Annotated in this window: 30 protein-coding genes and 1 pseudogene; 20 read left to right on the forward strand and 11 right to left on the reverse strand. The window is 59.0% G+C overall.

Annotated elements, in window-relative coordinates; genetic code table 11:
• Positions 1 to 159: 159 nt before the first annotated feature.
• The 12 genes from AC0V6L_RS05755 (at position 160) to AC0V6L_RS05810 (ending at position 8,580) form a co-directional block, all read left to right on the forward strand.
• A complete protein-coding gene (locus tag AC0V6L_RS05755) occupies positions 160 to 1,077 on the forward strand; it encodes an AraC family transcriptional regulator (RefSeq protein WP_486153387.1) in 918 nt (305 codons plus the stop codon).
• Positions 1,078 to 1,160: 83 nt separating this feature from the next.
• Complete coding sequence (locus tag AC0V6L_RS05760; RefSeq protein WP_486153388.1) at positions 1,161 to 1,613, forward strand: SUF system Fe-S cluster assembly regulator; 453 nt, start codon at positions 1,161 to 1,163, stop codon at positions 1,611 to 1,613.
• A gap of 56 nt (positions 1,614 to 1,669) precedes the next feature.
• The gene (gene sufB / locus AC0V6L_RS05765; protein WP_486155056.1) at positions 1,670 to 3,133 is read left to right on the forward strand and encodes a Fe-S cluster assembly protein SufB; all 1,464 of its coding nucleotides are present in this window, start codon (positions 1,670 to 1,672) and stop codon (positions 3,131 to 3,133) included.
• Positions 3,130 to 3,663: an endonuclease domain-containing protein gene (locus AC0V6L_RS05770; protein WP_486153389.1), complete on the forward strand. Its 534-nt coding sequence runs from the start codon at positions 3,130 to 3,132 to the stop codon at positions 3,661 to 3,663. Before sufB ends, AC0V6L_RS05770 begins: the two co-directional genes overlap by 4 nt.
• Entirely contained in the window at positions 3,663 to 4,190 is a 528-nt protein-coding gene (locus AC0V6L_RS05775) for a hypothetical protein (RefSeq protein ID WP_486153390.1), read from the forward strand. Before AC0V6L_RS05770 ends, AC0V6L_RS05775 begins: the two co-directional genes overlap by 1 nt.
• Complete coding sequence (gene sufC, locus AC0V6L_RS05780; protein WP_486153391.1) at positions 4,177 to 4,944, forward strand: Fe-S cluster assembly ATPase SufC; 768 nt, start codon at positions 4,177 to 4,179, stop codon at positions 4,942 to 4,944. Before AC0V6L_RS05775 ends, sufC begins: the two co-directional genes overlap by 14 nt.
• Positions 4,941 to 5,270 carry a hypothetical protein gene (locus AC0V6L_RS05785; protein WP_486153392.1) on the forward strand — a complete coding sequence of 110 codons (330 nt, stop codon included), beginning with the start codon at positions 4,941 to 4,943 and terminating at the stop codon, positions 5,268 to 5,270. The genes sufC and AC0V6L_RS05785 overlap by 4 nt, the downstream gene beginning before the upstream one ends.
• Positions 5,271 to 5,272: 2 nt before the next feature.
• Entirely contained in the window at positions 5,273 to 6,028 is a 756-nt protein-coding gene (locus AC0V6L_RS05790; protein WP_486153393.1) for a SufD family Fe-S cluster assembly protein, read from the forward strand.
• Positions 6,025 to 7,257, forward strand: coding sequence for an aminotransferase class V-fold PLP-dependent enzyme (locus AC0V6L_RS05795; protein ID WP_486153394.1), 1,233 nt, complete (start codon positions 6,025 to 6,027; stop codon positions 7,255 to 7,257). Before AC0V6L_RS05790 ends, AC0V6L_RS05795 begins: the two co-directional genes overlap by 4 nt.
• A complete protein-coding gene (locus tag AC0V6L_RS05800; protein ID WP_486155057.1) occupies positions 7,257 to 7,754 on the forward strand; it encodes an SUF system Fe-S cluster assembly protein in 498 nt (165 codons plus the stop codon). Before AC0V6L_RS05795 ends, AC0V6L_RS05800 begins: the two co-directional genes overlap by 1 nt.
• Entirely contained in the window at positions 7,754 to 8,107 is a 354-nt protein-coding gene (locus AC0V6L_RS05805; protein ID WP_486153395.1) for a HesB/IscA family protein, read from the forward strand. Before AC0V6L_RS05800 ends, AC0V6L_RS05805 begins: the two co-directional genes overlap by 1 nt.
• A complete protein-coding gene (locus tag AC0V6L_RS05810) occupies positions 8,104 to 8,580 on the forward strand; it encodes a hypothetical protein (protein ID WP_486153396.1) in 477 nt (158 codons plus the stop codon). Before AC0V6L_RS05805 ends, AC0V6L_RS05810 begins: the two co-directional genes overlap by 4 nt.
• Here the strand turns inward: AC0V6L_RS05810 and AC0V6L_RS05815 are convergent.
• From AC0V6L_RS05815 to AC0V6L_RS05825, 3 genes are all read right to left on the reverse strand, one after another.
• The gene (locus AC0V6L_RS05815; protein WP_486153397.1) at positions 8,577 to 9,551 is read right to left on the reverse strand and encodes a hypothetical protein; all 975 of its coding nucleotides are present in this window, start codon (positions 9,549 to 9,551) and stop codon (positions 8,577 to 8,579) included. The genes AC0V6L_RS05810 and AC0V6L_RS05815 overlap by 4 nt on opposite strands.
• A gap of 76 nt (positions 9,552 to 9,627) precedes the next feature.
• Positions 9,628 to 9,900, reverse strand: coding sequence for a hypothetical protein (locus tag AC0V6L_RS05820; RefSeq protein ID WP_486153398.1), 273 nt, complete (start codon positions 9,898 to 9,900; stop codon positions 9,628 to 9,630).
• Between the two features lie 196 nt (positions 9,901 to 10,096).
• The gene (locus tag AC0V6L_RS05825) at positions 10,097 to 10,795 is read right to left on the reverse strand and encodes an EI24 domain-containing protein (RefSeq protein ID WP_486153399.1); all 699 of its coding nucleotides are present in this window, start codon (positions 10,793 to 10,795) and stop codon (positions 10,097 to 10,099) included.
• A 121-nt stretch (positions 10,796 to 10,916) separates the two neighbouring features.
• Between AC0V6L_RS05825 and AC0V6L_RS05830 the strand changes: the two genes are divergently transcribed.
• A complete protein-coding gene (locus AC0V6L_RS05830) occupies positions 10,917 to 11,921 on the forward strand; it encodes an adenosine kinase (RefSeq protein WP_486149070.1) in 1,005 nt (334 codons plus the stop codon).
• A gap of 316 nt (positions 11,922 to 12,237) precedes the next feature.
• Here the strand turns inward: AC0V6L_RS05830 and purD are convergent, their stop codons facing one another.
• Entirely contained in the window at positions 12,238 to 13,515 is a 1,278-nt protein-coding gene (gene purD / locus AC0V6L_RS05835) for a phosphoribosylamine--glycine ligase (RefSeq protein ID WP_486153400.1), read from the reverse strand.
• Here purD and xseA point away from each other — a divergent pair.
• The 4 genes from xseA (at position 13,514) to AC0V6L_RS05855 (ending at position 17,421) form a co-directional block, all read left to right on the forward strand.
• On the forward strand, positions 13,514 to 15,022 hold the full coding sequence (gene xseA / locus AC0V6L_RS05840; protein WP_486153401.1) for an exodeoxyribonuclease VII large subunit: 1,509 nt from the start codon (positions 13,514 to 13,516) through the stop codon (positions 15,020 to 15,022). The two genes, purD and xseA, sit on opposite strands and share 2 nt — an antisense overlap.
• A 23-nt stretch (positions 15,023 to 15,045) precedes the next feature.
• A complete protein-coding gene (locus AC0V6L_RS05845; RefSeq protein WP_486153402.1) occupies positions 15,046 to 15,249 on the forward strand; it encodes a DUF2093 domain-containing protein in 204 nt (67 codons plus the stop codon).
• A gap of 11 nt (positions 15,250 to 15,260) precedes the next feature.
• Entirely contained in the window at positions 15,261 to 16,196 is a 936-nt protein-coding gene (locus tag AC0V6L_RS05850; protein ID WP_486153403.1) for a M23 family metallopeptidase, read from the forward strand.
• Positions 16,197 to 16,359: 163 nt separating this feature from the next.
• On the forward strand, positions 16,360 to 17,421 hold the full coding sequence (locus tag AC0V6L_RS05855) for an esterase-like activity of phytase family protein (protein ID WP_486153404.1): 1,062 nt from the start codon (positions 16,360 to 16,362) through the stop codon (positions 17,419 to 17,421).
• 2 nt (positions 17,422 to 17,423) lie between these two features.
• Here the strand turns inward: AC0V6L_RS05855 and rpmB are convergent, their stop codons facing one another.
• Positions 17,424 to 17,711, reverse strand: a complete 288-nt coding sequence (rpmB, locus tag AC0V6L_RS05860) for a 50S ribosomal protein L28 (RefSeq protein WP_486153405.1) — start codon at positions 17,709 to 17,711, stop codon at positions 17,424 to 17,426.
• Positions 17,712 to 17,862: 151 nt separating this feature from the next.
• Here rpmB and AC0V6L_RS05865 point away from each other — a divergent pair, with 151 nt between their 5' ends.
• The 3 genes from AC0V6L_RS05865 (at position 17,863) to AC0V6L_RS05875 (ending at position 19,933) form a co-directional block, all read left to right on the forward strand.
• Complete coding sequence (locus tag AC0V6L_RS05865; protein ID WP_486153406.1) at positions 17,863 to 18,318, forward strand: nucleoside deaminase; 456 nt, start codon at positions 17,863 to 17,865, stop codon at positions 18,316 to 18,318.
• A 90-nt stretch (positions 18,319 to 18,408) separates the two neighbouring features.
• The gene (locus AC0V6L_RS05870) at positions 18,409 to 19,560 is read left to right on the forward strand and encodes a lipocalin-like domain-containing protein (protein ID WP_486153407.1); all 1,152 of its coding nucleotides are present in this window, start codon (positions 18,409 to 18,411) and stop codon (positions 19,558 to 19,560) included.
• A 220-nt stretch (positions 19,561 to 19,780) separates the two neighbouring features.
• The gene (locus AC0V6L_RS05875) at positions 19,781 to 19,933 is read left to right on the forward strand and encodes a hypothetical protein (protein WP_486149088.1); all 153 of its coding nucleotides are present in this window, start codon (positions 19,781 to 19,783) and stop codon (positions 19,931 to 19,933) included.
• A gap of 30 nt (positions 19,934 to 19,963) precedes the next feature.
• On the opposite strand, the gene AC0V6L_RS05880 is transcribed toward AC0V6L_RS05875, so the two are convergent.
• The 6 genes and pseudogenes from AC0V6L_RS05880 to AC0V6L_RS05905 form a co-directional block, all read right to left on the reverse strand.
• Positions 19,964 to 20,674 carry a ribonuclease T2 family protein gene (locus AC0V6L_RS05880; protein ID WP_486153408.1) on the reverse strand — a complete coding sequence of 237 codons (711 nt, stop codon included), beginning with the start codon at positions 20,672 to 20,674 and terminating at the stop codon, positions 19,964 to 19,966.
• Positions 20,671 to 21,114: a hypothetical protein gene (locus tag AC0V6L_RS05885; RefSeq protein WP_486153409.1), complete on the reverse strand. Its 444-nt coding sequence runs from the start codon at positions 21,112 to 21,114 to the stop codon at positions 20,671 to 20,673. The genes AC0V6L_RS05880 and AC0V6L_RS05885 overlap by 4 nt, the downstream gene beginning before the upstream one ends.
• Positions 21,115 to 21,141: 27 nt before the next feature.
• Positions 21,142 to 21,552 (reverse strand): hypothetical protein, encoded by a 411-nt coding sequence (locus AC0V6L_RS05890; protein ID WP_486153410.1) that lies wholly within the window; start codon positions 21,550 to 21,552, stop codon positions 21,142 to 21,144.
• A 35-nt stretch (positions 21,553 to 21,587) separates the two neighbouring features.
• The gene (gene nadC / locus AC0V6L_RS05895) at positions 21,588 to 22,454 is read right to left on the reverse strand and encodes a carboxylating nicotinate-nucleotide diphosphorylase (protein ID WP_486153411.1); all 867 of its coding nucleotides are present in this window, start codon (positions 22,452 to 22,454) and stop codon (positions 21,588 to 21,590) included.
• Positions 22,455 to 22,641: 187 nt separating this feature from the next.
• Positions 22,642 to 23,438 (reverse strand): annotated as a pseudogene (locus AC0V6L_RS05900) (LytR/AlgR family response regulator transcription factor).
• Positions 23,407 to 24,729: a sensor histidine kinase gene (locus AC0V6L_RS05905; protein WP_486153412.1), complete on the reverse strand. Its 1,323-nt coding sequence runs from the start codon at positions 24,727 to 24,729 to the stop codon at positions 23,407 to 23,409. The pseudogene AC0V6L_RS05900 and the gene AC0V6L_RS05905 overlap by 32 nt, the downstream one beginning before the upstream one ends.
• Positions 24,730 to 24,820: the final 91 nt, after the last annotated feature.

Consider the following 24,820-nt stretch of genomic DNA (forward strand, 5'->3'; position numbering starts at 1 on the left):
CCGTGTCGCTGGAATACAATGGGCTTTGTGCCGATGCATCTAAAACCTGCCACAGGGCCGATTACTCCCGGCTTCGCAGAGCCTTACCCTATGGGCGCTGGGGGCGATTGAGCTGCGATATGTTGCCAAAACGGCTTGATCGCCCCACTTGCATAAACAATGGTTGCTACGTCGAAACTCACGCTCGCCAATGATGCCAGTAACGAGCATTTTCAGCTAAAGTATTTCGATCCGCCGGCGGGCCTGGAGAAGTATATTCTCGCACTGTTTGAGTTGCGGCTTCATGCTGGACCGGCCGAAGATCACCATCCGGGCATGATGCCGCAATTATTTCTCACCATACGAGGCACTGCGTCGGGCCAGTTTGGAGACCGTTTCGACACAGTGGCGAACGGGCCTGCCTTGTTCAACGCTTTCGAGCAGGTTGTGCCTTATTCTTATGACGGCCCTTTCTGGTGCCTTGGAGCTTCCCTTTCGCCGCATGGTGCCGCTGCACTGACGGGGCTTTCGGTAAAAGATTACGGCAACCGATATTTGCATGCGAGCGAAGTGCTTGGGCCAGATATTGACCACCTTTCCGACGACCTCGTGCCGCGCCGTTTGTCGGGAGAAACTTCAACACAGGACGCCTGCCTCGAAGTGGCTGAATGGATCAGGCATCGGTTAAAGCCTGTCTCTGCCTCGCATGAACGCGTCATCGACAAAGTGCTCGCCTGGCTCGGTTCCTCGCTTAATCCCCCGATTGAAGAGCTTGTCCAGGACCAGCAATATTCGCGCCGTCAGATGGAGCGGCTGGTGCAGCAATATTTTGGCTTTGCGCCCCACGGGCTCGCCCGGAAGTTTCGCGCCGTTCGCGCTGCAAACTTACTGGCTCAACCCGACTTAACAGATGAGGGCGAAGCCGAAATTGCAGAAGCCTTTTTTGATCAACCGCATATGATCCGCGAAATCCGGCGTTTTTGCGGGTATACCCCATCGCGGCTGGGAGGTACGGGCGGGTCGATGTTTGAAAGGCTCACCCATATCCAGAGCCTGGAGCGGTTGTCGCCCTATCGCGCGATCGGCAAGGCAGACTAGACTTGAAATCGGACCAATGCGCGCGTAATTAAAATCCGACTCAATTGGTCCGATTTAAGAATAACTCGCAATAAGCGGAATTTATGCGCCTTTCCAACCTCGCCGACTATGCCGTGATCACCATGGTTCAGGCCGCATCCCATTGCGGTGATGGGCGTGTGAGCGCGGCTGAATTGGCGAGCGAAACGGGCCTTCCGGTGCCAACGGTCCAGAAACTCGTCTCGAAACTGACCTCTGCCAGCCTGCTGCGTTCTGTGCGCGGAGTGGGCGGGGGCCTGCAATTGGCGCGGCCCGCTGCAGCGATCACCGTCGCTGACATCGTTGAGGCCGTCGAAGGGCCGATTGCGCTGACGGCCTGCGTCCACGGTGAAGACTGCGATTATGAGGCTGGCTGCACGATGAAGCCGCATTGGCCAATCATCAACACCGCCCTGCGCGGCGCTCTTGCTGGCATCACGCTTAATCAATTGCGCACCGCGCCTGACGCAGCACATGCAATTTCCCCCTCTCTCCAAGCCAAAGAAGAAGCGGCATGACCGACAATCTCGATCTTGAAACCCCTGCGGCGCCTGAAACGCTCGATGCTCCTGAAATGGACGCGGATGCAAAGGCGGCAGCAGCGGCCAATGCGGCTGAATATGAACATGGCTGGTCATCCGACATCGAAACCGAATTTGCCGAAAAAGGCCTCACCGAAGACACGGTGCGGTTCATTTCAGGCAAAAAGGGCGAGCCGGAATGGATGCTTGATTGGCGGCTGAAAGCGTTCCGCTTGTGGCAGACACTCGAAGAGCCCGATTGGGCCAAAGTCGGCTATCCCAAGATCGATTATCAGGACGCGTATTATTACGCTGCGCCGACCAAGAAGGTGGAACTCGATTCGCTCGATGATCTCGATCCTGAGATTAAGCGGGTTTATGACAAGCTGGGTATTCCGCTGGGCGAACAGGAAGTGCTCGCCGGTGTCAAAGGCGCGCGCAAGGTTGCCGTGGATGCGGTGTTTGACAGCGTCAGCGTTGCGACTTCTTTCCGTGATGAGCTGATGCGGTCGGGCGTGATCTTCCGCTCTATCTCCGAGGCAATCAAAGAATATCCTGAGCTCGTCAAAAAATGGCTGGGCCGGGTTGTGCCGACGCGCGATAACTATTTCGCCTGCCTCAACGCTGCAGTCTTTTCGGATGGGACGTTCGTTTACGTGCCCGAAGGCGTGCGCTGCCCGATGGAGCTGTCGACCTATTTCCGCATCAATGCTGAAAATACCGGCCAGTTTGAACGCACTTTGATCGTCGCGGAGAAGGGTTCGTATGTGTCCTATCTCGAAGGGTGCACCGCGCCGATGCGCGATGAAAACCAGCTGCACGCCGCCGTCGTTGAACTGGTCGCAATGGAAGATGCAGAGATCAAATATTCGACCGTGCAGAACTGGTATCCCGGAAACAGCGAAGGCGTGGGCGGGATCTACAATTTCGTGACCAAGCGGGGGCTGTGCCAGGGTGACCGCTCTAAAATCAGCTGGACCCAAGTGGAAACGGGCAGCGCGGTGACATGGAAATATCCGTCCTGCGTATTGAACGGCGAAGACAGTGTGGGCGAGTTTTACTCGGTCGCGGTGACCAATAATTTCCAACAGGCCGATACCGGCACCAAGATGATCCACAACGGCAAGGGATCGCGCTCAACCATCATCTCCAAGGGGATTTCAGCGGGCAAATCGAACAACACCTATCGCGGGTTGGTGCGGGTCGGTCCAAACGCTGACGGGGTGCGCAATTTCACACAGTGCGACAGTTTGTTGTTGGGCGATGAATGCGGGGCGCACACAGTGCCATATATCGAAGTGAAGAACCCCAGCGCACAAATCGAACACGAAGCAACAACTTCCAAAATCTCTGACGAACAAATGTTTTACGCGCAGCAGCGCGGACTGGATGAAGAAGAAGCGGTAGCCCTCATCGTAAACGGCTTTGCCAAGGATGTACTTAGAGAACTGCCAATGGAGTTTGCCGTCGAAGCGCAAAAGCTTTTGGCGATCTCACTTGAAGGGAGCGTGGGGTGACCGAACGCAAGACCCTTGGCCTGAAAGAGACGACCGAGATTGATCCTGAAACCCTCAACAAAAAGGGGCGCGGGTGGAAAATCTCGGACAAGCGGCTTGATGAACTTCACAACCAGGCGCGCGAGAGGCGGCGGTTTTCGTCTGAGGCGCACAAGGCGCTCGCCAAACGGTTCGCCACCGCTGATCTGGGCCGCCACACCTTCAAGCGCCATGCCGTGATCGGCAGCGCGATTGTGGACTTTAACTGCCACTCGCTCGGCATGGCAGTCGATATCTTTGAAACGGGCGATAACGAACAGCTCGCCGCGCGCCGCGACAAAAGCCTTGAGGCGGTTGGCATCAAAGTGATGCGGATCAAAGCGTCTGAGATCCTCGACAATATGGAAGGCGTGCTCACCCGGATCACTCTGGGAATGCGCCAGCGCATCGACGACAAAAAGCATCGCCGCGCCGAACATCATCGCAACTCCGCCCCATCGCGGAGGTCCGAAGAGGTTGCGGCCGGGTCTGACGCGCCGCAGGAGGATTGATGCCAATGTTCCTGACCTTGACCACCGCAGCTCTGCTCGCCGCCGCGCAATCGGATGAAAGCGTGCTCGGCGGCACCAAATACTCCAAGCTGCCCGAAACGTGGGAGCTGTCTTACGACATCGCGATGACGCCTTACATTGAGGATTACAAACGGTGCCTTGAGCACACAAATTTGATCTTTAACGGCACGCCGAATGTTGAGGTGCAGCATCGCGCAGCCATCCCGCGCTGCGCTGACGTTCGGGCAGAATCGATTGCGCAGTCAAACGCTGCTGTAGCGCGGCGCGGGCGCACCGAAACGATGCCGCCAGACAAGGTGAGCGAGGCGTTCGATACGCTCGGCTATATTCATATCCAGCGCGGCCGAAACCTTGATGCGCAATTCCAGCTGCAAGTGCGCGCGGCCCAAGAACGCCAGCGCCAATATGATGCGCAAATAGCGGCCCGTGATGCTGCTTTGGCGCGAGAAACCCAAACGGGCGAACCCAATTCCACCAATCAGGAACCGACCAATGTTGGCTATTAACAATCTTACTGCCCAAGTTGGCAGCGCCGATGGCGCCAAGACCATTTTGAAAGGCCTCAATCTTGAGGTTGCGGCCGGCGAAGTGCACGCAATCATGGGCCCTAATGGCGCGGGCAAATCGACCCTTGCGAACGTGCTAGGCGGTAAGCCGGGTTATGACGTAACCGGCGGATCGGTCTCGTTCAAAGGGTCAGACCTGTTTGGGCTCGATCCGCATGAGCGCGCTGCTTCAGGCCTGTTTCTTGGTTTTCAATATCCGGTCGAAATTCCCGGTGTCTCCAATGTCCAATTCCTGCGAGAAGCGCTCAATGCGCAGCGCAAATATCGCGAAGAGGAGCCTTTGTCCGGCGGCGAATTTCTGAAGCTTGCCAAAGAGAAAGCCGCTCTGCTCAAAATGGATATGGAAATGCTCAAGCGGCAAGTGAATGTCGGCTTTTCCGGAGGTGAGAAGAAGCGCGCAGAAATGGTGCAGATGGGAATTTTGGACCCCAGCTTTGCCGTACTGGATGAAACCGATAGCGGGCTTGATATTGATGCATTGCGGATCGTTGGCGAGGGGATCAATGCGATTATGCGCAGCGGCGACAAAGGCGTGCTCCTCATCACCCATTACCAGCGCCTGCTAGACGTGGTGAAACCGGACCGGGTGAGCGTTTTGGCCAGCGGCCGGATCATCGAAACCGGCGGGCCTGAGCTTGCGCTGCGGCTCGAAAAAGAAGGCTATGACGCGGTTATGGCCGAGGCAAGCGCATGATGTTTGCGCTGCTCTTTATGGCTGCACAAGCCGCGCCTGATGGCGCCCAAATTGCAAAACCGGCGGCCAAGCCCGTGCCTGAAATCGTGGTTTTGGGCAATTTGCGCAGCGTCCAAGTTCGCGTCGGCCAAGACCCGCAAGGCGAATGGCATTGCTCGATGAACAAATCGACCGGGCGGCCCAAACTCGATCACTCTTTCTGCAAAGCTGTTACCAAGTGCGTGCGTAAAGGCGCAGACAATCAGGAGGCCGTCAAAAACTGCATTCGCAATACGCGCAGCCGGCTTGTGCGCAAGGTTGAAAAATCCCTGGCAAAAGGCTCTTGACGATGGCCACCCAAACCCTCCCTACCCGGCGCGATGAAGCCTGGCGGTATGCTGATATCTCAGCCGCTGAGGCCATAGGCGCTGCCACGCTTGCTGAGTGGGACATTGTTGATGTGGCTGCAGGTGACACTGCCCGGCACGAATGGGTCCTGGATGAAGACATGGCGCAATTGCGCCGTGTCCGCGTGACATTGGGTGAAGGCGCGCGCGGCGAGTTTTTCGCAGTTTTGTGCGGCTCTGCCTCTATCCGGCTGGAAATTGAAGTGACGCTCGGGAAAGGGGCTCACTTCGAACTCGGAGGGGTCACGATTGGTGGCGGCGAAGTCACGCGAGAGATCGTTACAACAACCTTGCACATCGCACCGGATGCGACCAGCAACCAAACCGTGCGGGCCGTGCACTGGAACACTGCGGTCGGGAATTTCCTTGGCGAGATAAAAGTCGCTCGCCATGCTCAGAAAACAGATGCAGCCCAGGATTTTAAAGCGCTGCTGCTGGAACGTGGTGCAAGCGCGAACGCAGTCCCGCAATTGGAGATCTATGCCGACGATGTAAAATGCGCGCACGGCGCCACCGTGGGTGAGCTTGACGAAAACGCCCGCTTTTACATGGCAGCTCGAGGGCTTTCGCCAGAGATGGCGCAGCGCCTATTGGTGCAGGCCTTTATCGGCGATGCCTTTGTGGAGCTTGAAGATGAAGCGGCGCACGAAAAGCTTCTGGACGCCGCGCTTGGGCCTCTTGAGGGGGCAAAGCTGTGAACGCGCCGATCACTCTTGATGCTTTTCAGGATTTGCGCGGTGATTTTCCCGGCCTTGTCACGGGCGACGGCGCGCGCTGGCATTACCTCGACACAGCAGCCACATCGCAAAAGCCGCGCGCCGTGATCGACGCGATGGCGCGCGCCATGGGTGAGGATTACGCGACTGTTCATCGCGGGGTCTATGCGCGTTCTGCTGATATGACATTGGCGTTTGAAGCTGCGCGGCGCCGGATTGCGGCGTTTGTTGGCGGCTTAGACAATGAGATTGTCTTTACCCGGGGCGCGACAGAAGCGATCAATTTGGTTGCCAATAGTTGGGGTAGAGCAAATTTGAAGCCCGGCGACCGCATCCTCTTGTCTCAGCTGGAGCATCACTCGAATATCGTGCCCTGGCAAATGGTCGCAGAGGCGACAGGTGCGTATGTTGATGTGTGCCCGCTGACGCACGACCATCAAATAGACCTCGACGCAGCCGAAGCCATGCTGGGTGAACGGCACAAGCTGGTCGCTTTTGGTCATGTATCGAATGTACTGGGATCGGTGCTTGATGCCCCGCGAGCTGCCGCATTGGCGCATAAGGTGGGCGCCAAGCTGCTGCTTGATGGCTGTCAGTCCGCCCCGCACATGCCGGTCGATGTGAAAGCTCTGGACTGCGACTTTTACGTCTTTTCCGCACACAAGCTTTACGGCCCCACAGGTATCGGAGCTTTATGGGCGCGCAGCGATATCCTTGCCGAAATGCCCGCATGGGAAGGCGGCGGTGCGATGATTGATCGCGTGACTTTCGAGCGGACCACCTATGCCCCTGCCCCGCAGCGTTTCGAAGCTGGCACGCCGGCTATTGCCGAAGCTATCGCCTTTGCTGCGGCCGCCGATTATGTGAGCGCAATCGGTTTGGACCGGCTGCACGCTCACGAAGCGAAACTGGTGGCGCGTTTGCGCCATGCGCTTGGCGAAATGAACGATGTGACGCTGTTTGGCCCCGCTGACAGCGCTGGCATTGTCAGCTTTGCAATTGACGGTATTCACCCGCATGATCTGGGCACCATCCTTGACGAAGCGAACGTTGCCATCCGTGCCGGGCATCATTGCGCACAGCCCCTGATGGATTATCTCAAAGTTCCCGCGACTGCCCGCGCCAGTTTCGGGGCTTATTCCAGCGAGGCGGATGTTGATGCGCTGCTGGAAGGTATCATCCGGACCAAGCGGATTTTTGGAAAAGCATGATGAACAAGCCAGACAACACAAGCGAATTTGTCGCAGCCCCTGCTCCCAATGACGATGTGGTTAAACCCCCGCGCGCGCGTGTGTCCGATGCGGTGGATGATGCCCCCGCAGAGCCCGCGCCAAAGCGCGAGCGTGACTATCTCGATGGTTTTCTCGCGGCCGTGCCGCAAGGCGAAGCGGCAACGGGTGATGGCGGTGAATTGCAGCAGGCCGTCGTCGATGCACTCAAGGAAATCTACGATCCTGAAATCCCGGTCAATATCTACGATCTGGGCCTGATCTACGGTGTTGAGGTGGATGATGACGCTGATGCAACTGTCACGATGACATTGACCACCCCGCATTGTCCGGTCGCGGAAACCATGCCCGGAGAGGTTGAACTTCGCGCTTCGTCAGTGCCCGGCATTCGGGACGCGGAGGTAAATCTGGTGTGGGATCCACCGTGGTCGCCTGAAAAGATGTCGGACGAAGCGCGGCTTGAATTGGGGATGCTGTAATGACAACCACTTTGAAACAACGTCCCGCAGCCGTCATCCTTACGCCCGGCGCAGAAGAGCGGATCGCTCATTTGATGCGCCAGGCGCCGACAGATGCGATTGGCGTAAAGCTGTCGACCCCTAGGCGAGGGTGTTCGGGCCTTGCCTATTCGGTCGACTATGTGACCGAGGAAGCAAAGTTTGACGAGAAGATCGAAACGCCCGGCGGCATCTTCTATATCGATGGCGCTAGCGTGCTTTATCTCGTCGGATCGACGATGGACTGGGTCGAGGACGATTTCACCGCGGGGTTCGTGTTCGAAAACCCCAACGCCAAAGGCGCATGCGGTTGCGGCGAAAGCTTTATGGTTTGATGGCGCGGGTTGTTGAACTGACCTGCACACTTGAATGCCCGCCCGATGAAGCGTGGGATCGACTTCAGACTTCCTCGCTCCTTCACTATGTCGCGCAACCACTGATCCGGTTTAAGTCCCGCGGCGCGCCCTTTCCAAGAATTTGGAAGCCAGGTAAGTATCAGGCCTGGATGTTTCTGTTCGGTTTCATTCCTTTGGGATGGCAGACAATTGTAATCAGCAAGCCCGAGCCCGATGGCAATGCCCGTTTTGTGCAGGATAATGGATACAGCCCTCTTATCAGGACGTGGGATCATTGGATCATTATTGAGCCGAGCGCTGATGGAAAAGCGACCCTTTATAAGGATAAGGTTACCCTTGAGGCTGGATTGCTCACGCCGATTATCGCGCTCTTCGCCAGCGTTTTTTTCGCCCATAGACAAAAGCGCTGGCGCGGATTGGCCCGGTCTCGCTTTTCGCAGCTAGATGCTTAGGCGTCTTCCTCAAGCCGCCTGATCAGACGCTTCTCAAGATCATCCAGCTGGCCGTCAGCTGTGACCATGCTATCCAGCCAATCCAACTCGCTCTCTGTCACCTTCGCACCTTCAGAGGCGCGCGCATTGATCTGTTCGCCCGCATATTCAGAGACCGCGCCGCCTTTGCGCTTGCCGAACACAACGCCCATCACATTGCCAAGATTGCTTGCAGTTTTGGGAGCTTCGCGCACAACCGCTCCCATAAAGCGGCCAACATTGGCTTGGTTGTCAGCAATGAAACGCTCAAGTTCCAATCGTCTGCCATGGTCCAGTTGCGCGTTCGCCATGGTGAAGCCCGTGATGTAGTTGGCGACCCCATCGACAAACAGATCGGCCCATTCGGGCGCATTATCGCTTGCAAGCGCCGCGTCCTTCAAACGAAACAGCAATTCTGCATCAAACCGAGAAACCGCGGCCGGACCGTAGCCGCCACTGGCGAAGATCACGCGGCGCAAGATGCGGCATTCGGCGGTGCTGATATGCGTCGCTGACAATTCCCCGCCGCAGCGTGTGGGCCCGGTTCCTGTCATCACTTCGCGCTCAATCTGGGCAAGCACATAGTCTTTGAGCGCAGTGGGCACGTTTTGCGCGCGCTCGATGATGCGCACCATGGTTTCCAGTTCAACCATGCTTTCTAGGACGCCATCATGGTCAATCTGCGCGATCAACCAGTCGGCTTCCTGCGCATCGCATTGCATTCTGGGTTCGGTCCCGTTGAGCACGAATTCGCCAATCGCCTCGACGAAGAAGTCGCACCATTCCTCACTGCGATCATCGAGATTGTTGTTCAAGGCAAACAGCGCTTCGGCTTCATCACGAGCGATAATGCCATCGCCCCAGCCTTGACGGCGCAGCGCGAGCACTTCCTCGCTTGAAACGGTGCCATCTTCGGCGGCGCGCTTGGCGATATCGGTAAAATGCGTGGTCATGTCGGAACGGTTCCTCTGGTCCCTGCTGAATTCCCGCATGTAATGGCACAAACACGCTTAAGACCGGGTTACCGGCTTACCCTTGTGCAGACCTTGCGATGTCAGCCGCGCAGCGCGCGCGGTCTATGGCAGATCCGTTAGAGGGATTGCGAGCCTCCACATGGGCGGCGACCTGCGTGCGGTTTTGCCCTGAGGGGTAGAGGTAGATGTCGAGCACGCACGTTCGCCCGCGGAACTGCAGTTTGCGCACATCGCCCTCTGTCCCATCAAGCCGGGCTTTGCCAAACTGCGCGGTCAGCGCTTCTGCCGGTTTGCCGATGATCCCTTCAAGCCCCGCCTCCTGCATCATTCGCGGCTGGGTTGCGGCGGTGGGAGCGGGCGCCTCTGGCGGGCGGCTAGGGGGCCTTGCAGGTGCGCTGCCAGGCCGCACAGGTAAGGAGACGCGCGGAATGCTGGCGGACGGCGCTTTTGAGCTCGCCCCAGGCGATGTTGTGCAAGCTCCCAGCAGAGCGAGGGTCGCTATCAGGAACAGCTGCCGCAAGGTTCTAATCCTTCTCTCTTCCATGGCGCAGGGCATGGTGCACCAGATGGGTGCCCGCTGCCGCCCCCACAATAGGGGCCACCAACCCGGCCAACGGCACCAGCATCAGCGCTGCAATTGCTGTGCCCAAGGCAAACCTCTGACCCTGCGTCACCGGATTGGCATCGGGCGCATCGCCGCAATGGCGCAGCCAGGCCATGTCGGTGAGCTCACGCCCCAGCAGCCAGCCATTCACCGCAATAAGCGCCAGCGCCGGGCCAATGCCTGTCACGACCAGCGCAATCACCACGGGCAGCGCCAGCAGGTTGGCTCCAAGCGCGCGGCCCATTCCGCGTAGCGCATTGGCCAGATCACGCGCAAATGGCAGCTTTTGAGCGATGCGTGCGGCATCTGGATAATGCGCGCGTTCAACCGCTGCGACGACTTCATCTGCAAAGAACTGCAACACCGCGACTGCAACAACACGCAGCCACAGCCATATGCCAAGCCCTGTCAGCAGGACGGCGATCACGCTCGCAATTTCCGCGCTGCTGTTCGTCACGCCCCAGGCGACCAGCACGCTGTAGACACCCCAACCCAGCAACCCGCCGCCCAGCGCGAACAGCGCCAGAGTGATTGCGATGGTCTTGACGAGCAACCGGAAGATCGCCGGATCGCTCAATTGGCCGAAGGCTTTCGCAAGAGACTGGATGACAGGTTGCATGGCTCGGGTTCCGCATGGTCTGGCAGGCAGGCGAAGTCAAACGGCGTGCTCAAACGGCTTGGCTTGGCGGTCACGTGTCGCTACCCAGCGCGCACCTCCCTTGAATGACAGGAACACCCAAGTGACCCAACCGACTTCTGATCCGCGTTATGATGTGCTCGCCATTGGCAATGCCGTGGTCGATGTGATCGCGTCTTGCGAAGAGGAGCTGATCGCCGAATTAGAGCTCAATCGCGGCGGGATGACCTTGATTGACGACGCGCGGGCAGATGCTCTGTACGATGCCATGCCGCCTGCCAAGGAGCTGTCGGGCGGATCGGCGGCGAACACGCTAGCGGGCCTGTCCACGCTTGGTTTGCAATGCGCATTTATCGGACAGGTTGCCGATGATCAGCTTGGCCAGGTCTTCCGCCATGACATGCGCGCCACAGGCATCGACTTTGACACGCCCGCGCGCGAAGGCGAACCGGCGACGGGCCGCGTGCTCATCTTCGTGACCCCTGATGGCGAACGCACGATGAACACCTTCCTTGGTGCAGGCCAGTATCTGCCCGCCGCCGCGCTTGATGAAGGGCTAATTGCCAGCGCGGGCATCCTCTATCTCGAAGGGTATCTGTGGGATCCCGAAGAGCCCCGCCGCGCCATGCGCCGCGCGATTGAGGTGGCGCGCGCTGCGGGTCGCCGCATCGCATTCACCGCATCGGAGAGCTTTGTGATTGAGCGTCATGGCGATGACTTTCGCGCTATGATCGAAGACGGCGTGATCGACATCCTGTTTGTCAACGAAGGCGAGCTGGCAACCTTGACGGGTGAGGCGGATTTCGAAGCAGGCATTGCTGCCATTGCAGGCAAGGTGCCGGTTCTGGTCGCGACCAAGGGCGAACAGGGCGCGGTCGCGGTTGCGCATGGCGAACGCGCCGAGGTGACCGCTGAGCCGGTGGCCAAGGTGGTCGATACGACAGGCGCAGGCGATCAGTTCGCAGCGGGCTTCCTGTCAGGCTATGCCAAAGGCGCGCCGCTGGAGGTGTGCCTCAAACGCGGCGCGATCGCAGCAGCCGAAGTGATCGCGCATTACGGCCCCCGCCCCGAAGCCGATATGCAGGCGCTGATGGCAGACAAGCTGTAACGTGAGGACGGCCTATCGCTGATCCCGTTCAGCTTCAGCCCGCGCAAGCTGAAGCATGGACCGCATGTTACACGGTCCTGGGACTAAAAACCCACCGGATCGCAATTCTGCAAAACACGTCCGAAACGAGCGCGAAAACGCCGGGGCTGACGATGTGAAAGAGCAGCTTAGGCAATAGCGCAGGGCGCGCATGTAGGAAAATCATGCGCGCTCTTATCCCTTTTTCCGTCATCCCGGACTTGATCCGGCATCCACTCTAGTGATGAGACGGCCAGCTGCACCTCGGATCAGGTCGGGGCTGACGATGTTATCCAGTCTACCGCCCGCCCCTCTCACGCTCAACTTCCCGCCAGCCAATATCGCTGCGGTAGAAACCGCTGGCAAAGTCGATCTCGGCAACCGCTGCATAAGCCGCCGCCTGCGCCTCAGTCACTGATCCGCCCGTCGCCGTTACGCTCAGCACGCGGCCGCCATTGGCCACCAGCGCGCCATCTTTCAAGGCCGTGCCAGCGTGAAAGACCTTTGCGCCAGACGCTTCGGCTTTACCCAGATCGATGCTGCCGCCTTTGTCGGGCCGCACCGGATAGCCGTTTGCCGCCATCACCACGGTCAGCGCCGCTTCATCGGCAAATTGAGCCTCTATCCCTGCCAATTCTCCGTTAGCGCAGGCCAGCATCATGGCCGCCAGATCGCTTTTAAGCCGCATCATCAGCACCTGGCATTCCGGATCGCCAAATCGGCAATTGTATTCGATCAGTTTCGGCCCGTCTGCCGTCAGCATCAGCCCTGCATAAAGCACGCCGGAATAGGGCGTGCCCTCGGCCCGCAATGTGTTTACCGTTGGCTCGATAATTTCGGCCATGGCGCGCGCTTCCAGCTCTCGTGTCAGCACTGGTGCGGGCGAATAGGCGCCCATGCCGCCGGTATTGGGGCCGGTATCGCCTTCGCCCACGCGCTTGTGATCCTGCGCGCTGCCAAAAGGAAGGATGGTGGTCCCATCGGTGATGGCGAAAAAGCTTGCCTCTTCGCCTTCCAGAAATTCCTCAATCACCACTTCGGTGCCCGCATCGCCAAATTCGCCAGCGAACATGCCGTTTAACGCGGCGAGCGCATCTGAGTGGCTTTGCGCGATCACCACGCCTTTGCCTGCTGCGAGGCCATCGGCTTTGAGCACATAAGGCGGTTTGAACCGATCAAGCGCGCTGATCGCAGCTTCCAGGTTTTCGGTGCGAACATAGGCGCCTGTGGGGATTTTGGCGCGTGCGCACAGATCCTTGGTAAACCCTTTGGAGCCTTCCAATTGCGCCGCGGCCTTTGCAGGGCCAAAAACGGGCACGCCATCTGCGCGCAGGCTGTCTGCCAGCCCATCGACCAAGGGTGCCTCAGGCCCGATTACGACCAGCGCGATCGCATTCGCGGCGCAATAGGCGCTCACGGCTGCGTGGTCCCCTGCATCCAGCGATACGCACCGCGCGCATTCGCCAATGCCGGGATTTCCGGGGGCAGCGTAAAGCTGGGTTACGCTGGGGGATTGCGCCAGCTTCCAGGCTAACGCATGTTCGCGGCCACCCGACCCCAATAACAGGACATTCATGGCGCGCACTCCTTCCTCATCTGGCGATCCATCAGGGCTGGTAGCGCGCGTTGCGCCGAGCGACAACGACCAGCCGCTTTCGATCACCGAATTGTCACAAGCGTTGAAGCGAACGGTGGAGGACAGGTTTGGCCATGTCCGGCTGCGCGGGGAGCTTTCGGGGGTTAAGCGCGCGGCATCGGGGCATATGTATTGCGCGCTGAAAGATGAAAAAGCGGTGCTTGATGGGGTGATGTGGCGCGGCAATACCGGGCGGCTCAGCTTTGTCCCCGAAGACGGGCTCGAAGTGATCGCGACGGGCAAGCTGACGACCTATGCGGGGCGGTCAAAATACCAGATCGTGATCGATCAATTGGAACTGGCGGGCGAAGGGGCACTTCTGGCGCTGCTCGAAAAAACGCGTGAGCGATTGGCGGCAGAGGGCCTGTTTGCCGAAGGGCGCAAACGCCGCCTTCCCTATCTGCCGCGCGTGATTGGCGTGGTGACGTCGCCGACGGGGTCGGTGATCCGCGATATTCTGCACCGGCTGGCAGACAGGTTTCCCAGCCATGTGCTTGTTTGGCCGGTGTTGGTGCAGGGTCAGGGCGCAGCAGAGCAGGTGGCAGGTGCGGTGCGGGGATTTTCTCAAATGCCAGCCGAGGGCCCGGTGCCCCGGCCTGATGTGGTGATCGTCGCGCGCGGCGGCGGTTCGATTGAGGATTTGTGGAGCTTTAATGAGGAGATAGTGGTTCGCGCTGTCGCAGAAAGTACCATTCCGGTTATTTCTGCCGTGGGTCATGAAACCGATACGACGCTGGTCGATTACGCGTCCGACAGGCGCGCGCCCACCCCCACAGCAGCGGCGGAAGTCGCGGTTCCGGTGCGCGCGGATTTGGCGGCGACCCTGGGCGATCTTGCCAATCGTCAGAGCCGCGCAGTGCTGCGCCCGGTTGAGCTTGGCCGCGAAAGATTGGCGGCGCGGATGCAGCGCATGCCCAAGGCGCAAAACGTGCTCCACCCTCAGGCACAGCGGCTTGACGAGCTGACCGACCGCCTGCGCCGGGGGTTAAGGGACCGGGCGAGCAAGGGGCGCGAGCGGCTTGCCGGAACGGCTGCGCGCCTGTCGCCTGCCATGCTTGAGCGGCGGCGCGATATGGCGGCCGAACGGCTGGCGCGGGTGCGGTTGGTGCCGGATCTGGTGGAACGGCCGATTAAGGCGCGGCGCGAACAATTGGCGGCGCTTGCCCGGCTGGCAAGCCAGCTTCACCCGGAAAAGCCGATGGAGCGCGGCTATGCGATTGTGCGCGATCAGGCTGGCACAGCTTTAACCTCGCGCGGGGCGGCTGCGGATGAGGCGCGGCTTACCCTGCAATTTCGCGATGGGGGATTGGATGTGCGCACCGCTGCGGGCGCTGAGCCTGCGCCTAAACCCACCCCCACGCACCCCGAGGGCACCGCCTCAAAACGCCCTCGCCCAAAACGCGCTTCAAAACCCTCCAATCCGGGCCAAGATGATTTATTTGGCTGACCGCCTGTGCTAGGCCAGCATGCATGTTGATGTCTCGAAGCGATAACGCTGCCAAACTCTATTATGGCCCCTCCAGCTTTCGCGTCCTGCGTTCAGGACAGCACGTTGTGTGCGCGGTGAGCGGGGCGATCATCCCGCTTGAAGAATTGCGCTATTGGAGCGCGGAGCTTCAGGAGCCCTATGCGACTTGCGAGATCGCGACCAAACGGATGCTTGAGGCAGGTTGAAAGTTCGATTGATGAAAAGCCTTGGCCTGTTCGCCGCCATAACCGTGCTCGCATCATGCAGCGGGAGCGAAGCCGCCGTGCCAGGCACTGTCAGCACGGCGCCCGCCCCGCAAGACACCGAAACGCAGCAGGCGGCCCCCGCGCCCTCAGCCACTCGGCAGGCGCAAACCCAAGACCCGCCGGAACCCGTCCGCGCTGAGTTTACCTTTGCCGGCGAACTGACCCAGGGCGGCTTTATCCGCGGCACGGTCCCTGCCGGCACCATCCGCGCCTCGCTGGGTGATGCGCCGCTTGAATATGCGCAAGATGGCACTTTCTTTGCCGCTTTTGACCGCGATGCACCTGCTTCTCTCACATTGCTCGCTACGCTCAATACGGGCAAATTTGTGCGCAAGGACATCGCCATTTCCCCCCGTGATTGGCAGATTGAGCGGGTCAATGTCGCGCGCGGCACGGGCCGATCAAGCGAGGCGTGGTGGAAAAAGCGCGAGCCGGAATACAATGCAATTGTTGCCGCGCGCGCGGTGGAAACCGGCGCGCAAGGGTGGCGGCAGGACTTTATCTGGCCGGTCGTCGGGCGGATTTCGGGCCGCTTTGGCCGTCAGCGCATATATCGCGGTGAACCCGGCAGTTATCATTCGGGCATCGACATCGCGCCCGGCAACGGAGTGCCTTATGTATCGCCCGCTGATGGCGTGGTCGTGCTGGCGCGCACGGGGTTCAGCCTTGAGGGCGGGTTGATTATTATCGACCACGGAGCAGGCCTAAACAGCGCGTTTCTGCATTCCTCCAAACTTGCCGTGAAAGAAGGCGATGTGGTGAAACAGGGCCAGTATATCGGCAATGTTGGTTCCACGGGGCGATCTTCGGGGCCGCATCTGCATTGGGGGCTGAAATGGAACGATGCGCGGCTTGATCCGCTCTTGTTTGCAGGCCCGATGCCATAAGGGCGCTCACATCGTTCTCGCACTGCACGGCTTCGCTGCAAATCCTTAACCTCGCGCTAACCATAAAGCGCGCATAGCCCATTGCCGATATCATGCGCCGGGTATTCAGCGCATTGACGCTCGCTTTTGGCCCTCTTTCGCCCGCTGGGAACGCTTTACCATTATGCGCCGCCTTTTCCTGATTGTGCTCATCGCGCTTGGCTGTGCGCCGGGGACATGGGTGCGTTCTGCGCCGCAATTGTCGCTGGAGGGGCGCATGGTCGAAGTCACGCCGCTCACCCTCTCGCCAAAGGTCGCCGAAGCCGTCAAAGGGTCGTTCGCCATCAAAGGCGCATGGCAGCTTACCGGCGATCATCACTTTTTCGGCGGCTTTTCTGCGCTGGTGGCGCGCGGTGATGGCACGTTTCTGGCGGGCAGCGATCGCGGCTGGGGGCTGACCATACCATTTGCGAACGCAGCTACAGATTCCGGGCCGCGCTCTGGCCCTTTGGCCTTGCGATTGCTGGGCCGCGAAAAGCGCGACGGGTTTGATCTTATTGATCTAGAAGCGATGAGCTGGGACGTACAGCGCCAGCAATTATGGGTCGCCTACGAACATGGCAATGTAATCGAGCGGATCGATGCGGGCGGCACTCGGCGCGAAATTCGCCCGGTGGCGATGAAGGACTGGACCAATAATCGCGGCGCCGAAACGCTGGCGCGGCTTGGCGATGGCCGGGTCTTGGTCATTGCAGAGGCCCCTTCGCGTGATGGCGGGGGCATTCGTTATCACAAGGCCTTGCTGTTCCCGCGCGGCCTGCTTGATCCTGATAACGAACCGATGCCGTTCCGGTTCGTCTCGCGGTCCGATTACCGGCCCGTAGATGCGACTTTGCTGCCTGATGGCAGGATCGCGATATTGCTGCGGCGGCTGGACTTTACCCTTCCCCCCACTTTCGACACTGCGATCATGATTGCCGATCCTTCCCTGATCGCGCCAACGCGGGCGTGGACGGGCGTGATCGCGTTTGAGATGACGGGCGGCACCCTTACCGACAATTACGAAGGGCTGACCTGGGTGCCAGCAAAGGCAGAAGCGCAATCCGGCATTGCCGAAACCACGGATGCAGACACAAAGAACGCGCCGCCGGAAGATGATCTTCGCAGCGGCGCGCTTTATCTTATCTCGGATGATAACTTTGCCAGCTTCCAGCGCACTGTGATGCTGCGGCTGGAGCGGCGATAAAATTATGCGGCTTCGGAAGCCTTCTTCAGCTCGCGCTTCACTTTGAGTGCGCGCGGCGAAAGCTTGTCGTCCTTGGTTTTGAGCAGCCAGTTATCCAAACCGCCATTGTGCTCTACCGAGCGCAGGCCGTGAGTGGACACGCGAAACTTGAACCCGCGATCAAGCTTTTCGCTCAACAAGGTCACATTTTGCAGATTGGGCAGAAAAACCCGCTTGGTGCGGTTGTTGGCGTGGCTTACATTGTTGCCTGTCAGGCGGCCCTTGCCGGTCAGTTCGCAAATACGCGACATGCTATCTCTCATCTGATCAAAGTGGTGGGAGCGCCGCCCTGTTTGAGGCGGACCCGGCAATGCGGGCATCCCAGAAAGCGCGCCGCATAACCTCGCATGGGCGAGATCGTCAATTGATATGTGCACCCGGTGCGCTTAGCTGGCGGATGCAATGACCCGCTGGCCGATCCCTGAACCAATGCAACACGCACTGCAAGCCGCGCGCGAAGCAGGAGAGGCGGGTGAGGTGCCCATCGGCGCTGTTGTCGTGAAAGACGGCGAAGTGATCGCTGCGGCAGGCAATGCGACCCGGATGCCGCCCGATCCCACGGGCCATGCTGAACTGCGCGCAATCAGGGCGGCGGCGCGAATTTTGGGTGAGGAACGCCTGACCGGCTGCGATCTCTATGTCACGTTGGAGCCTTGTCCGATGTGCGCAGGCGCGATTGCCCATGCCCGCATTGCGCGGCTGTATTACGCGGCGAGTGATCCCAAAGGCGGCGGCGTGGAACAGGGCGCGCGCGTGTTTGAGCAGGATCAATGCCTGCACCGGCCCGAGATTTACAGCGGCATGGGCGAAGAGGAAGCCGCCGAGCTCCTGCGCGCTTTCTTCAAGGATCGCCGCTGATCGCCGCAGGCACCTTTTGCTTCATCGCAGGTGCATGGAACAGGGCCGATTGTGTGGTAGGAAATGCAAGGGCAAAAAGGGGCGGTCACCATGAACCTCAAAGCTTTCACCGCAATGGCTGGATTTTTCGCAGCCGTATTGGCGCAGCCAGCGTCTGCCGATCCCGCAGCGATTGCGCCCGATGGCTGGCAGCGCTCTGAAAGCAACGGCCTCGCGGTGTATCAATCCCAACCTGCTGGCGAAGTTATGGTGTTCCGCATGTTTGAAGCGGGCAGCGATATCGGCGAGAAAGTCGCGCTGTTTGCCGATATTGTGACGGCTCGGGCGGACCGGGTTTTGGCATCCGATGTCTCGGCGAAAGGGCCTTTGCAGATCAAGCAGGTTGATTATGTTCAGCGCAAGGCGACCATGCGCTGCACAGTCATGGGAGTGCGACAGGGGGATGGGACCGTTTTGGTGATGGCCTATCTTGCGCAAAAATCGAACGCCGCATCGCCTGCGCGGGTCAAGCGGGCGAGCGAACGGATGGCGGCGCTTGGCGGGAGTGCAGCAGAGCCTCCACCCGCAGCAGCGCCGCAAACGGCGTCTTCAAAGCCGCCGCCTATCACTCAAACCACTGGGGCCGGGCCAAAGGTTGAGCGCGTTCTGTTCGACCTCAAATACAGCTACGGCGTGGGCGGCGCAGTGTATCCGACCTATCATCTCGTCGCTTTGCTCGAAGGCGGTCAGGCCGTGCGGCTTGGCAGTTATGCGACCGATGCGATTGATGTTGCTGCGATTGGCCGGAAAAAGCGCGGCCATGTCGGCACTTGGCGGCGCACAGGCGGGCAGTATGCGGTGCGCTGGGCAGACGGCAAGACATCGGATGTTAAGCCAAGCGTCGGCCCGCCTGCCCCCTTGCCGTCAGCGCGTCAGTTGTCCGGCACGTATCAGGCGATTGGCGGAGGGGGAAACACCGCATTGGGCGGGCAGACATTGGCAGCCGAAGTGAAGCAGTTCACCTTCCGAAGCGATGGCACATTTGTTCAATCAAGCAGCAAAACCGCCAGCGCCCCGCGCGTCGCTGCGGGGTCGCGGTCAGGCACGGCAGGCCGGTGGAGCCTCAATGGCGCGAACCTCACGCTGACTTATGGCAATGGCCGCGTGGTGCGCACGAGCGTCTTTTACAGCGCCAAGCGCAAAGGCTCGGATCAGTACGGTGTGTTGTGGATCGGCGGTGAGGATTACCGGCGCAAACGTTAAGCTGCGAATCGCATTGGCTCGATGATGGCCCGCAGAATTCCGGCAAAAGGCCCCAGAATGGGTGTTTTTCCGGATGGTTATCGAAATAAAATCAGCCAAAAGCACGTCAAGCGCCGACTCATCCCCCTTTGATAACGGTTGGTCGGTTAGTGCGTGATTTTGCGGATGCACAGGGTAATGCTGCACCGCAACAGGGAGAGCAACATATGGAGCCGCTTAAATGATGTTGTCACCCCGCAAGCCTTACACAGCCCCCCAAATGCAGCGAAGCACTTTTGATGGTTCTACGCGCCCGGTTTCTGCCGATTTCGACGGTTTGAACCCGGCAGAAGCTGCGCGGTTGTTCAGCGACCTTATCAAAGCGCACAGCTGATGCCGCTTGATTTAGCGCGCGGCTGAAAGCTTATAAGCCGCGCCAGATTTTGGCTTTCTGCGTGTCTTTTGCGCCGAATCGTGCTGCATTGCAGCGCGACGGTCTGAACCGCTTTGAATAACAGATGCGCAATTCCTGCAGCCAGCCGCGCGCATTCAGCTTTACGCCCACAGCACTGGCGGAAAGGCCAGGGTTGGCATCGGCAAAAGCCTGACGGATCCGCCCTGCAGTAAGATTATCCTCACGGCTGATCCGGTCATATTCGGGCACGCGCAGGGCCTCCCAAAGAACCCGCGTAATCGCAAAATAGGTCTCCGGCTTTTTCGTCATGCACGAACCGTGCTTGGCCCATTGTTTCGCGACCAGCCGGGCAGAGGGAAGCGTGCACAGATTGCGGCGGACTTCTTGCGGGGTGAGCTTGGTTTGCGGCGAGCACCATTGCGGCCATGTGCTGCGCCCGCCCGTTTGAGTATGCGGCCAAAGCCCATGCACCACGAAGGCAAACCGCCCATGATCGCCCGAACATTGGACCCGGTGCGAACGCTGGCTTTCGCGCCCTTTGCAAAATTCCGGCGACCAGCTCAGCGCGAGGGTGTAGCCGGTTGTGGGCAGCACGCGCATCGCGCCATCGGGTGTGATGTTGGGTACGGAGTGCACCTGCGGCGCGCGGCATTGATAGGCCTGCGCGCTGGCGGTGGCGGGGATGGAGAGCGCAAGCAATAGAATCGCGGACCGCTTCATTCAAAAGCCTTGATATCATCCGGCCCGCCCACGCGGCCATTGCGAAACCATGCATTGGAGCCGGGTAGGAAAAGCGCCACAATTGTAGCGATAGAGAGCGCTGTGAGAATTGATGAGGCTACCACTTCGATTGCCGATACATCGAGCAAACCTAACGGCGTTGAAATGACACCTAAACCAGTAAAAAGGGAATAGATCCAGCGCGCGGCATTGCTCGCTTTCATCGATGCAAAGAACCAGAGCAGAACGGACAAACCGTACATCATCGCAGCGATGGCAACCGCTCCTACTATCATTGCGCTGAACAGCCCAGGTTCGCCCTCAAACCCAGCGCCAAGATCTTCTTCCAAATAGAAAAAGCTCAATGCAATTATTGCGGCGCTTGCTGCCATTGACGCCCAGAAAAGGCGATCGAACCAAATGATCGATTTGGGTTTCATACGCTCCTTTTCTATCGCTCTTTGGCGCTATTCGAAAACAGCGCTCTCTTTCGTCTCGATCTTTGTAAACCAATGCCTGCTTGACGGCAAAAAGAGGCAAATGAGCGCAAAGGCGAGCAGAGCCGGCTCTAGAAAATAGGCCCAGCTCGCGGCTCCGCCTACAGATAGAAATGCTGAAATCATATTGGGCACATTCAACAATTTGATAACGGTGAAAATCGTCACCAAACCCCAGGCGATGCGGCTGGCAAAGCCAAAAATCCATGCGACTGGGATAAGAGCAATGGTGAATTCGCTGAACACTCCGGTGATCGCCAGGTCCGCATTCCAATTAATCCACGGCATCCATTGGCTATAGCGCAGCATGGGGAAGTACCAATTGCTCAGCCCTTCGGCCAGACTGACCAACGCGACAGTGACAAAAGCGATGGCAAACACCCAAATCGTCCAAGGCCTCGGCCCCTTGCGCCATTTCATAGCGGGGTGAAGTCCAGCCCCACATCTGCGGCGGGCGCGCTTTGGGTTAATCTGCCGACCGAACAGTAATCGACGCCGCTGGCCGCTTTGGCGGCGATGGTGTCGAGGTTGATCCCGCCTGAAGCTTCGGTTTTAGCGCGGCCTTTGACTATGGCGACCGCTTCGCGCAGTGTCTCGGGGCTCATATTGTCGAGCAGCAGATGATGCGCGCCGGCATCCAGCGCGGGTTCAATTTGGTCGAGCCTGTCCACTTCGCAAATGATGGGCGCGACACCTGCATCGCGCGCGCGGCGCACCGCTTCGCCTACACTTCCGGCGACCGCGACGTGGTTGTCCTTTATCATTGCGGCATCCCACAATCCCATACGGTGGTTTTCCGCGCCGCCCTGCCGAGTGGCGTATTTTTCCAGAACGCGCAGGCCGGGCAGTGTCTTGCGGGTGTCGAGCAAAGTGCAGGTTTCGCTGCCTTCGCGCATCGCGGTCACATAGCCGCGCGCCATGGTGGCGATGCCCGACAGGTGCTGGACGATGTTCAATGCGCTGCGTTCTGCGGTCAGCAGCGCGCGCGCATTGCCCTGAAGGCGCATGACATCGGTGCCCGCTGCCACGGCGTCACCATCGGCAACCAGTGTTTCAATCTGCACATCGGGATCGAGATGTCGGAAAAATGCTTCCGCCAGGGGCAGGCCAGCGATCACCACGGCATTGCGGCTATCCATCACGCCGGAAAACTGGGCATCTGCCGGAATGACGCTGTCAGACGTCACATCGCGCCCGCCGCCCTCAAAGCCAGCGCCCAGATCTTCGGCAAGGGTGTCGCGGATGAAGGTGTCGAGGTCGAAACCGGGGAGTGTAAAGGTCATGGAGGCGGGTTTGAAGGAGTCGTTTGTTTTGCGCAAGCGCATCCGCGCTCGCCTCCTCGCCAGACGCCTTTCGCTTCGCTACAGGCCCGCTGCGGCTCGGCCGGTCGGCCTCTGACTGCCGTGACCAAGAACCGGTGAAACCTTGAGATGTTTGACTGGAGTTCGCCCGGATGGGCGAACACAAACATCAATGCACAAACCTAGCCACCACATCGCGGTAGCTGCGCGACACTTTCACCTCAGCACCCGAATCGAGGACGAGGAAGCATTCGCCATTGGTATGCGGTTTTACCTGACGCACCTGATCGAGATTGACGATCCAGCTGCGATGAACACGCTGGAACACGCGCGGGTCCAGGCGGCGTTCCAGATCCTTCATTGTTTCGCGTAGGATCAGCGAATTCTCGGCGGTGTAGATGCACATATAATCGCCCGCCGCCTCGATCCGCTCAATCGAATCGACTTCGACCCGGAAGATCTGCCCGCGATCTTTCACATTGATGAGCTTTTCAAAGCGTTCCGCGCTTTCGCCCGTATCATCGCCAAATTCGATGGCGCGATCGGGCGCGACTTCGGACAGCACGCCGAGCAATTGTTCCGCATCGTCGGTTGATTTCTTCTCCGCAATGCGTTGGCGCACACGCTCGATAGTGTCGGCGAGTTTATCTTCATCGACAGGTTTCATCAGGTAATTCACCGCATTCGCTTCAAACGCACGGATTGCGTGCTCTTCATAAGCGGTGACGAACACGAATAGGGGGGTTCGATCTCCATCACGCCTTTGACAACCGAAAACCCGTCAAATCCCGGCATTTGAATGTCGAGAAAAACGAGATCGGGTTTCTCGGTCTTGATCTTGCGGATCGCTTCGCGGCCATTGGAGCAGGTGTCGATTATTTCGACATCTTCAAACGCCTGAAGCCGGATTTGAAGGCCTTGAATGGCAAGTTTTTCATCGTCGACGAGGATTGTTCGAATGGTCATTGTGTTTGTCCAATTGGGCGGGGGGATTGAGGATATTGGTGATGTCGGCTGAATGTTCAGATGAATTCTCAGGCGCGTTCTCGGGACGTTCCTGTGGCGCGTCATCTGCGATTTGGGATGGAGGCTCAGAATTGCCGGAAAGCGCTCCTTCCAGCACGGATGGTTCCGGCTCTCGCGCGGGCTGGAAGGGAATTTCGATAGTGACGCTGAACCCGCCGCCCGGTTTTGAGCTGGTGTCAAAAATATGCTCATCGCCATAGGCCTGTGTCAGGCGATTGCGGATATTGGCGAGGCCCACGCCCGTTGATGTGGTGTTTTCGCGTCCGGCGGGCTGAGCCGTCAGATCGAGCAGGTTGTGCTGCAATGGGCCATCAATGCCGGGGCCCGTATCCGATACGCTCATCCGCAGACGTGATCCCACCACCTTGGCGGAAAGCGAAATGCGCGCGCCTTCTTCCTGCGGGCTCACCGCATATTTGATCGCGTTTTCGACCAGCGGTTGCAACAGCATGGATGGAAGGCAGGCCTCCAGCGCTTCGTCTTCGACATCGAAATGGGTGCGCAATCGCTCTTCAAATCGCATGCGTTCAATATCGAGATAGAGCTGGAGCGTTTCAATCTCCTGTTCCAGCGTCACCTGGCTTCCAGGTTCGGTGATCAGCGTATGGCGCAAAAAGCTTGAAAGCCGGGTGAGCATCGCATTGGCAGGCTCTGTCTGCTTGAGCAGCACGAGCGTGCTGATCGAGTTCAGCGTGTTGAACAGGAAATGGGGGTTAAGCTGATAGCGCAGCATGGCAAGCTGCGCGGCGGTGGCTTGCGCTTCCAATCGCACGAGGCGATCCTGTTGCCGCTCCACCGTCAAAAAGTAATTGATCGCGAAGTAAAGCGCGCTCCACGCACCCAGCAGAGTGAGCGGAATATAGGTGATGCCGATAAAGCGCTGGGCGAAGGTTGTCTCGCGGCTGATGCCGTAATAGATGCCCTGCACCCACGCATCGAGCGAAGCATGAATGACAACCGCGCCGATCAGCACCAGCACTGTGCCGCCCCAGGTGATGAAAGGCTGGCGTGCAATCAACTGGCGATAAACGACCGACAGCACCAAAGTGATCGAAAAGCCCGTGATCGTGTTGACGAGGATAACCGCGAGCAGATCAAGTGGCCGCTCATTCGCGAGTGCTGCTGCAGAGCGCAGCAGAAATGCACCGCCCCAACCGGCAAACTGGAGATACCAGAAGGCGCGGTTCTTACTGGCGAAAAACGGTGCTGGCTGAATTGGAAGCACGGCCATAGCGAACCCGTATAGCGCAAAATCACAAGGTTAGGAGGGGGTAAGCGCATTCCGGGCGCGGACGGGCAACCATTGGGCGCAAGTTCGGCGG

The sequence above is a fragment of the Erythrobacter sp. JB1-15 genome (assembly GCF_057365035.1).

What these genes read in the sequence shown, in the direction of transcription:
- AC0V6L_RS05755 (WP_486153387.1), top strand. Translation starts at nt 160, where the DNA reads ATGGTTGCTACGTCGAAACTCACGCTCGCCAATGATGCCAGTAACGAG.
- AC0V6L_RS05760 (WP_486153388.1), top strand. Translation starts at nt 1,161, where the DNA reads ATGCGCCTTTCCAACCTCGCCGACTATGCCGTGATCACCATGGTTCAG.
- sufB (WP_486155056.1), top strand. Translation starts at nt 1,670, where the DNA reads ATGGACGCGGATGCAAAGGCGGCAGCAGCGGCCAATGCGGCTGAATAT.
- AC0V6L_RS05775 (WP_486153390.1), top strand. Translation starts at nt 3,663, where the DNA reads ATGCCAATGTTCCTGACCTTGACCACCGCAGCTCTGCTCGCCGCCGCG.
- sufC (WP_486153391.1), top strand. Translation starts at nt 4,177, where the DNA reads ATGTTGGCTATTAACAATCTTACTGCCCAAGTTGGCAGCGCCGATGGC.
- AC0V6L_RS05785 (WP_486153392.1), top strand. Translation starts at nt 4,941, where the DNA reads ATGATGTTTGCGCTGCTCTTTATGGCTGCACAAGCCGCGCCTGATGGC.
- AC0V6L_RS05790 (WP_486153393.1), top strand. Translation starts at nt 5,273, where the DNA reads ATGGCCACCCAAACCCTCCCTACCCGGCGCGATGAAGCCTGGCGGTAT.
- AC0V6L_RS05800 (WP_486155057.1), top strand. Translation starts at nt 7,257, where the DNA reads ATGAACAAGCCAGACAACACAAGCGAATTTGTCGCAGCCCCTGCTCCC.
- AC0V6L_RS05805 (WP_486153395.1), top strand. Translation starts at nt 7,754, where the DNA reads ATGACAACCACTTTGAAACAACGTCCCGCAGCCGTCATCCTTACGCCC.
- AC0V6L_RS05815 (WP_486153397.1), bottom strand. Translation starts at nt 9,551, where the DNA reads ATGACCACGCATTTTACCGATATCGCCAAGCGCGCCGCCGAAGATGGC.
- AC0V6L_RS05820 (WP_486153398.1), bottom strand. Translation starts at nt 9,900, where the DNA reads ATGATGCAGGAGGCGGGGCTTGAAGGGATCATCGGCAAACCGGCAGAA.
- AC0V6L_RS05825 (WP_486153399.1), bottom strand. Translation starts at nt 10,795, where the DNA reads ATGCAACCTGTCATCCAGTCTCTTGCGAAAGCCTTCGGCCAATTGAGC.
- xseA (WP_486153401.1), top strand. Translation starts at nt 13,514, where the DNA reads ATGGCGCGCACTCCTTCCTCATCTGGCGATCCATCAGGGCTGGTAGCG.
- purD (WP_486153400.1), bottom strand. Translation starts at nt 13,515, where the DNA reads ATGAATGTCCTGTTATTGGGGTCGGGTGGCCGCGAACATGCGTTAGCC.
- AC0V6L_RS05845 (WP_486153402.1), top strand. Translation starts at nt 15,046, where the DNA reads ATGTTGATGTCTCGAAGCGATAACGCTGCCAAACTCTATTATGGCCCC.
- AC0V6L_RS05850 (WP_486153403.1), top strand. Translation starts at nt 15,261, where the DNA reads ATGAAAAGCCTTGGCCTGTTCGCCGCCATAACCGTGCTCGCATCATGC.
- AC0V6L_RS05855 (WP_486153404.1), top strand. Translation starts at nt 16,360, where the DNA reads ATGCGCCGCCTTTTCCTGATTGTGCTCATCGCGCTTGGCTGTGCGCCG.
- rpmB (WP_486153405.1), bottom strand. Translation starts at nt 17,711, where the DNA reads ATGTCGCGTATTTGCGAACTGACCGGCAAGGGCCGCCTGACAGGCAAC.
- AC0V6L_RS05865 (WP_486153406.1), top strand. Translation starts at nt 17,863, where the DNA reads ATGACCCGCTGGCCGATCCCTGAACCAATGCAACACGCACTGCAAGCC.
- AC0V6L_RS05870 (WP_486153407.1), top strand. Translation starts at nt 18,409, where the DNA reads ATGAACCTCAAAGCTTTCACCGCAATGGCTGGATTTTTCGCAGCCGTA.
- AC0V6L_RS05875 (WP_486149088.1), top strand. Translation starts at nt 19,781, where the DNA reads ATGATGTTGTCACCCCGCAAGCCTTACACAGCCCCCCAAATGCAGCGA.
- AC0V6L_RS05880 (WP_486153408.1), bottom strand. Translation starts at nt 20,674, where the DNA reads ATGAAGCGGTCCGCGATTCTATTGCTTGCGCTCTCCATCCCCGCCACC.
- AC0V6L_RS05885 (WP_486153409.1), bottom strand. Translation starts at nt 21,114, where the DNA reads ATGAAACCCAAATCGATCATTTGGTTCGATCGCCTTTTCTGGGCGTCA.
- nadC (WP_486153411.1), bottom strand. Translation starts at nt 22,454, where the DNA reads ATGACCTTTACACTCCCCGGTTTCGACCTCGACACCTTCATCCGCGAC.
- AC0V6L_RS05905 (WP_486153412.1), bottom strand. Translation starts at nt 24,729, where the DNA reads ATGGCCGTGCTTCCAATTCAGCCAGCACCGTTTTTCGCCAGTAAGAAC.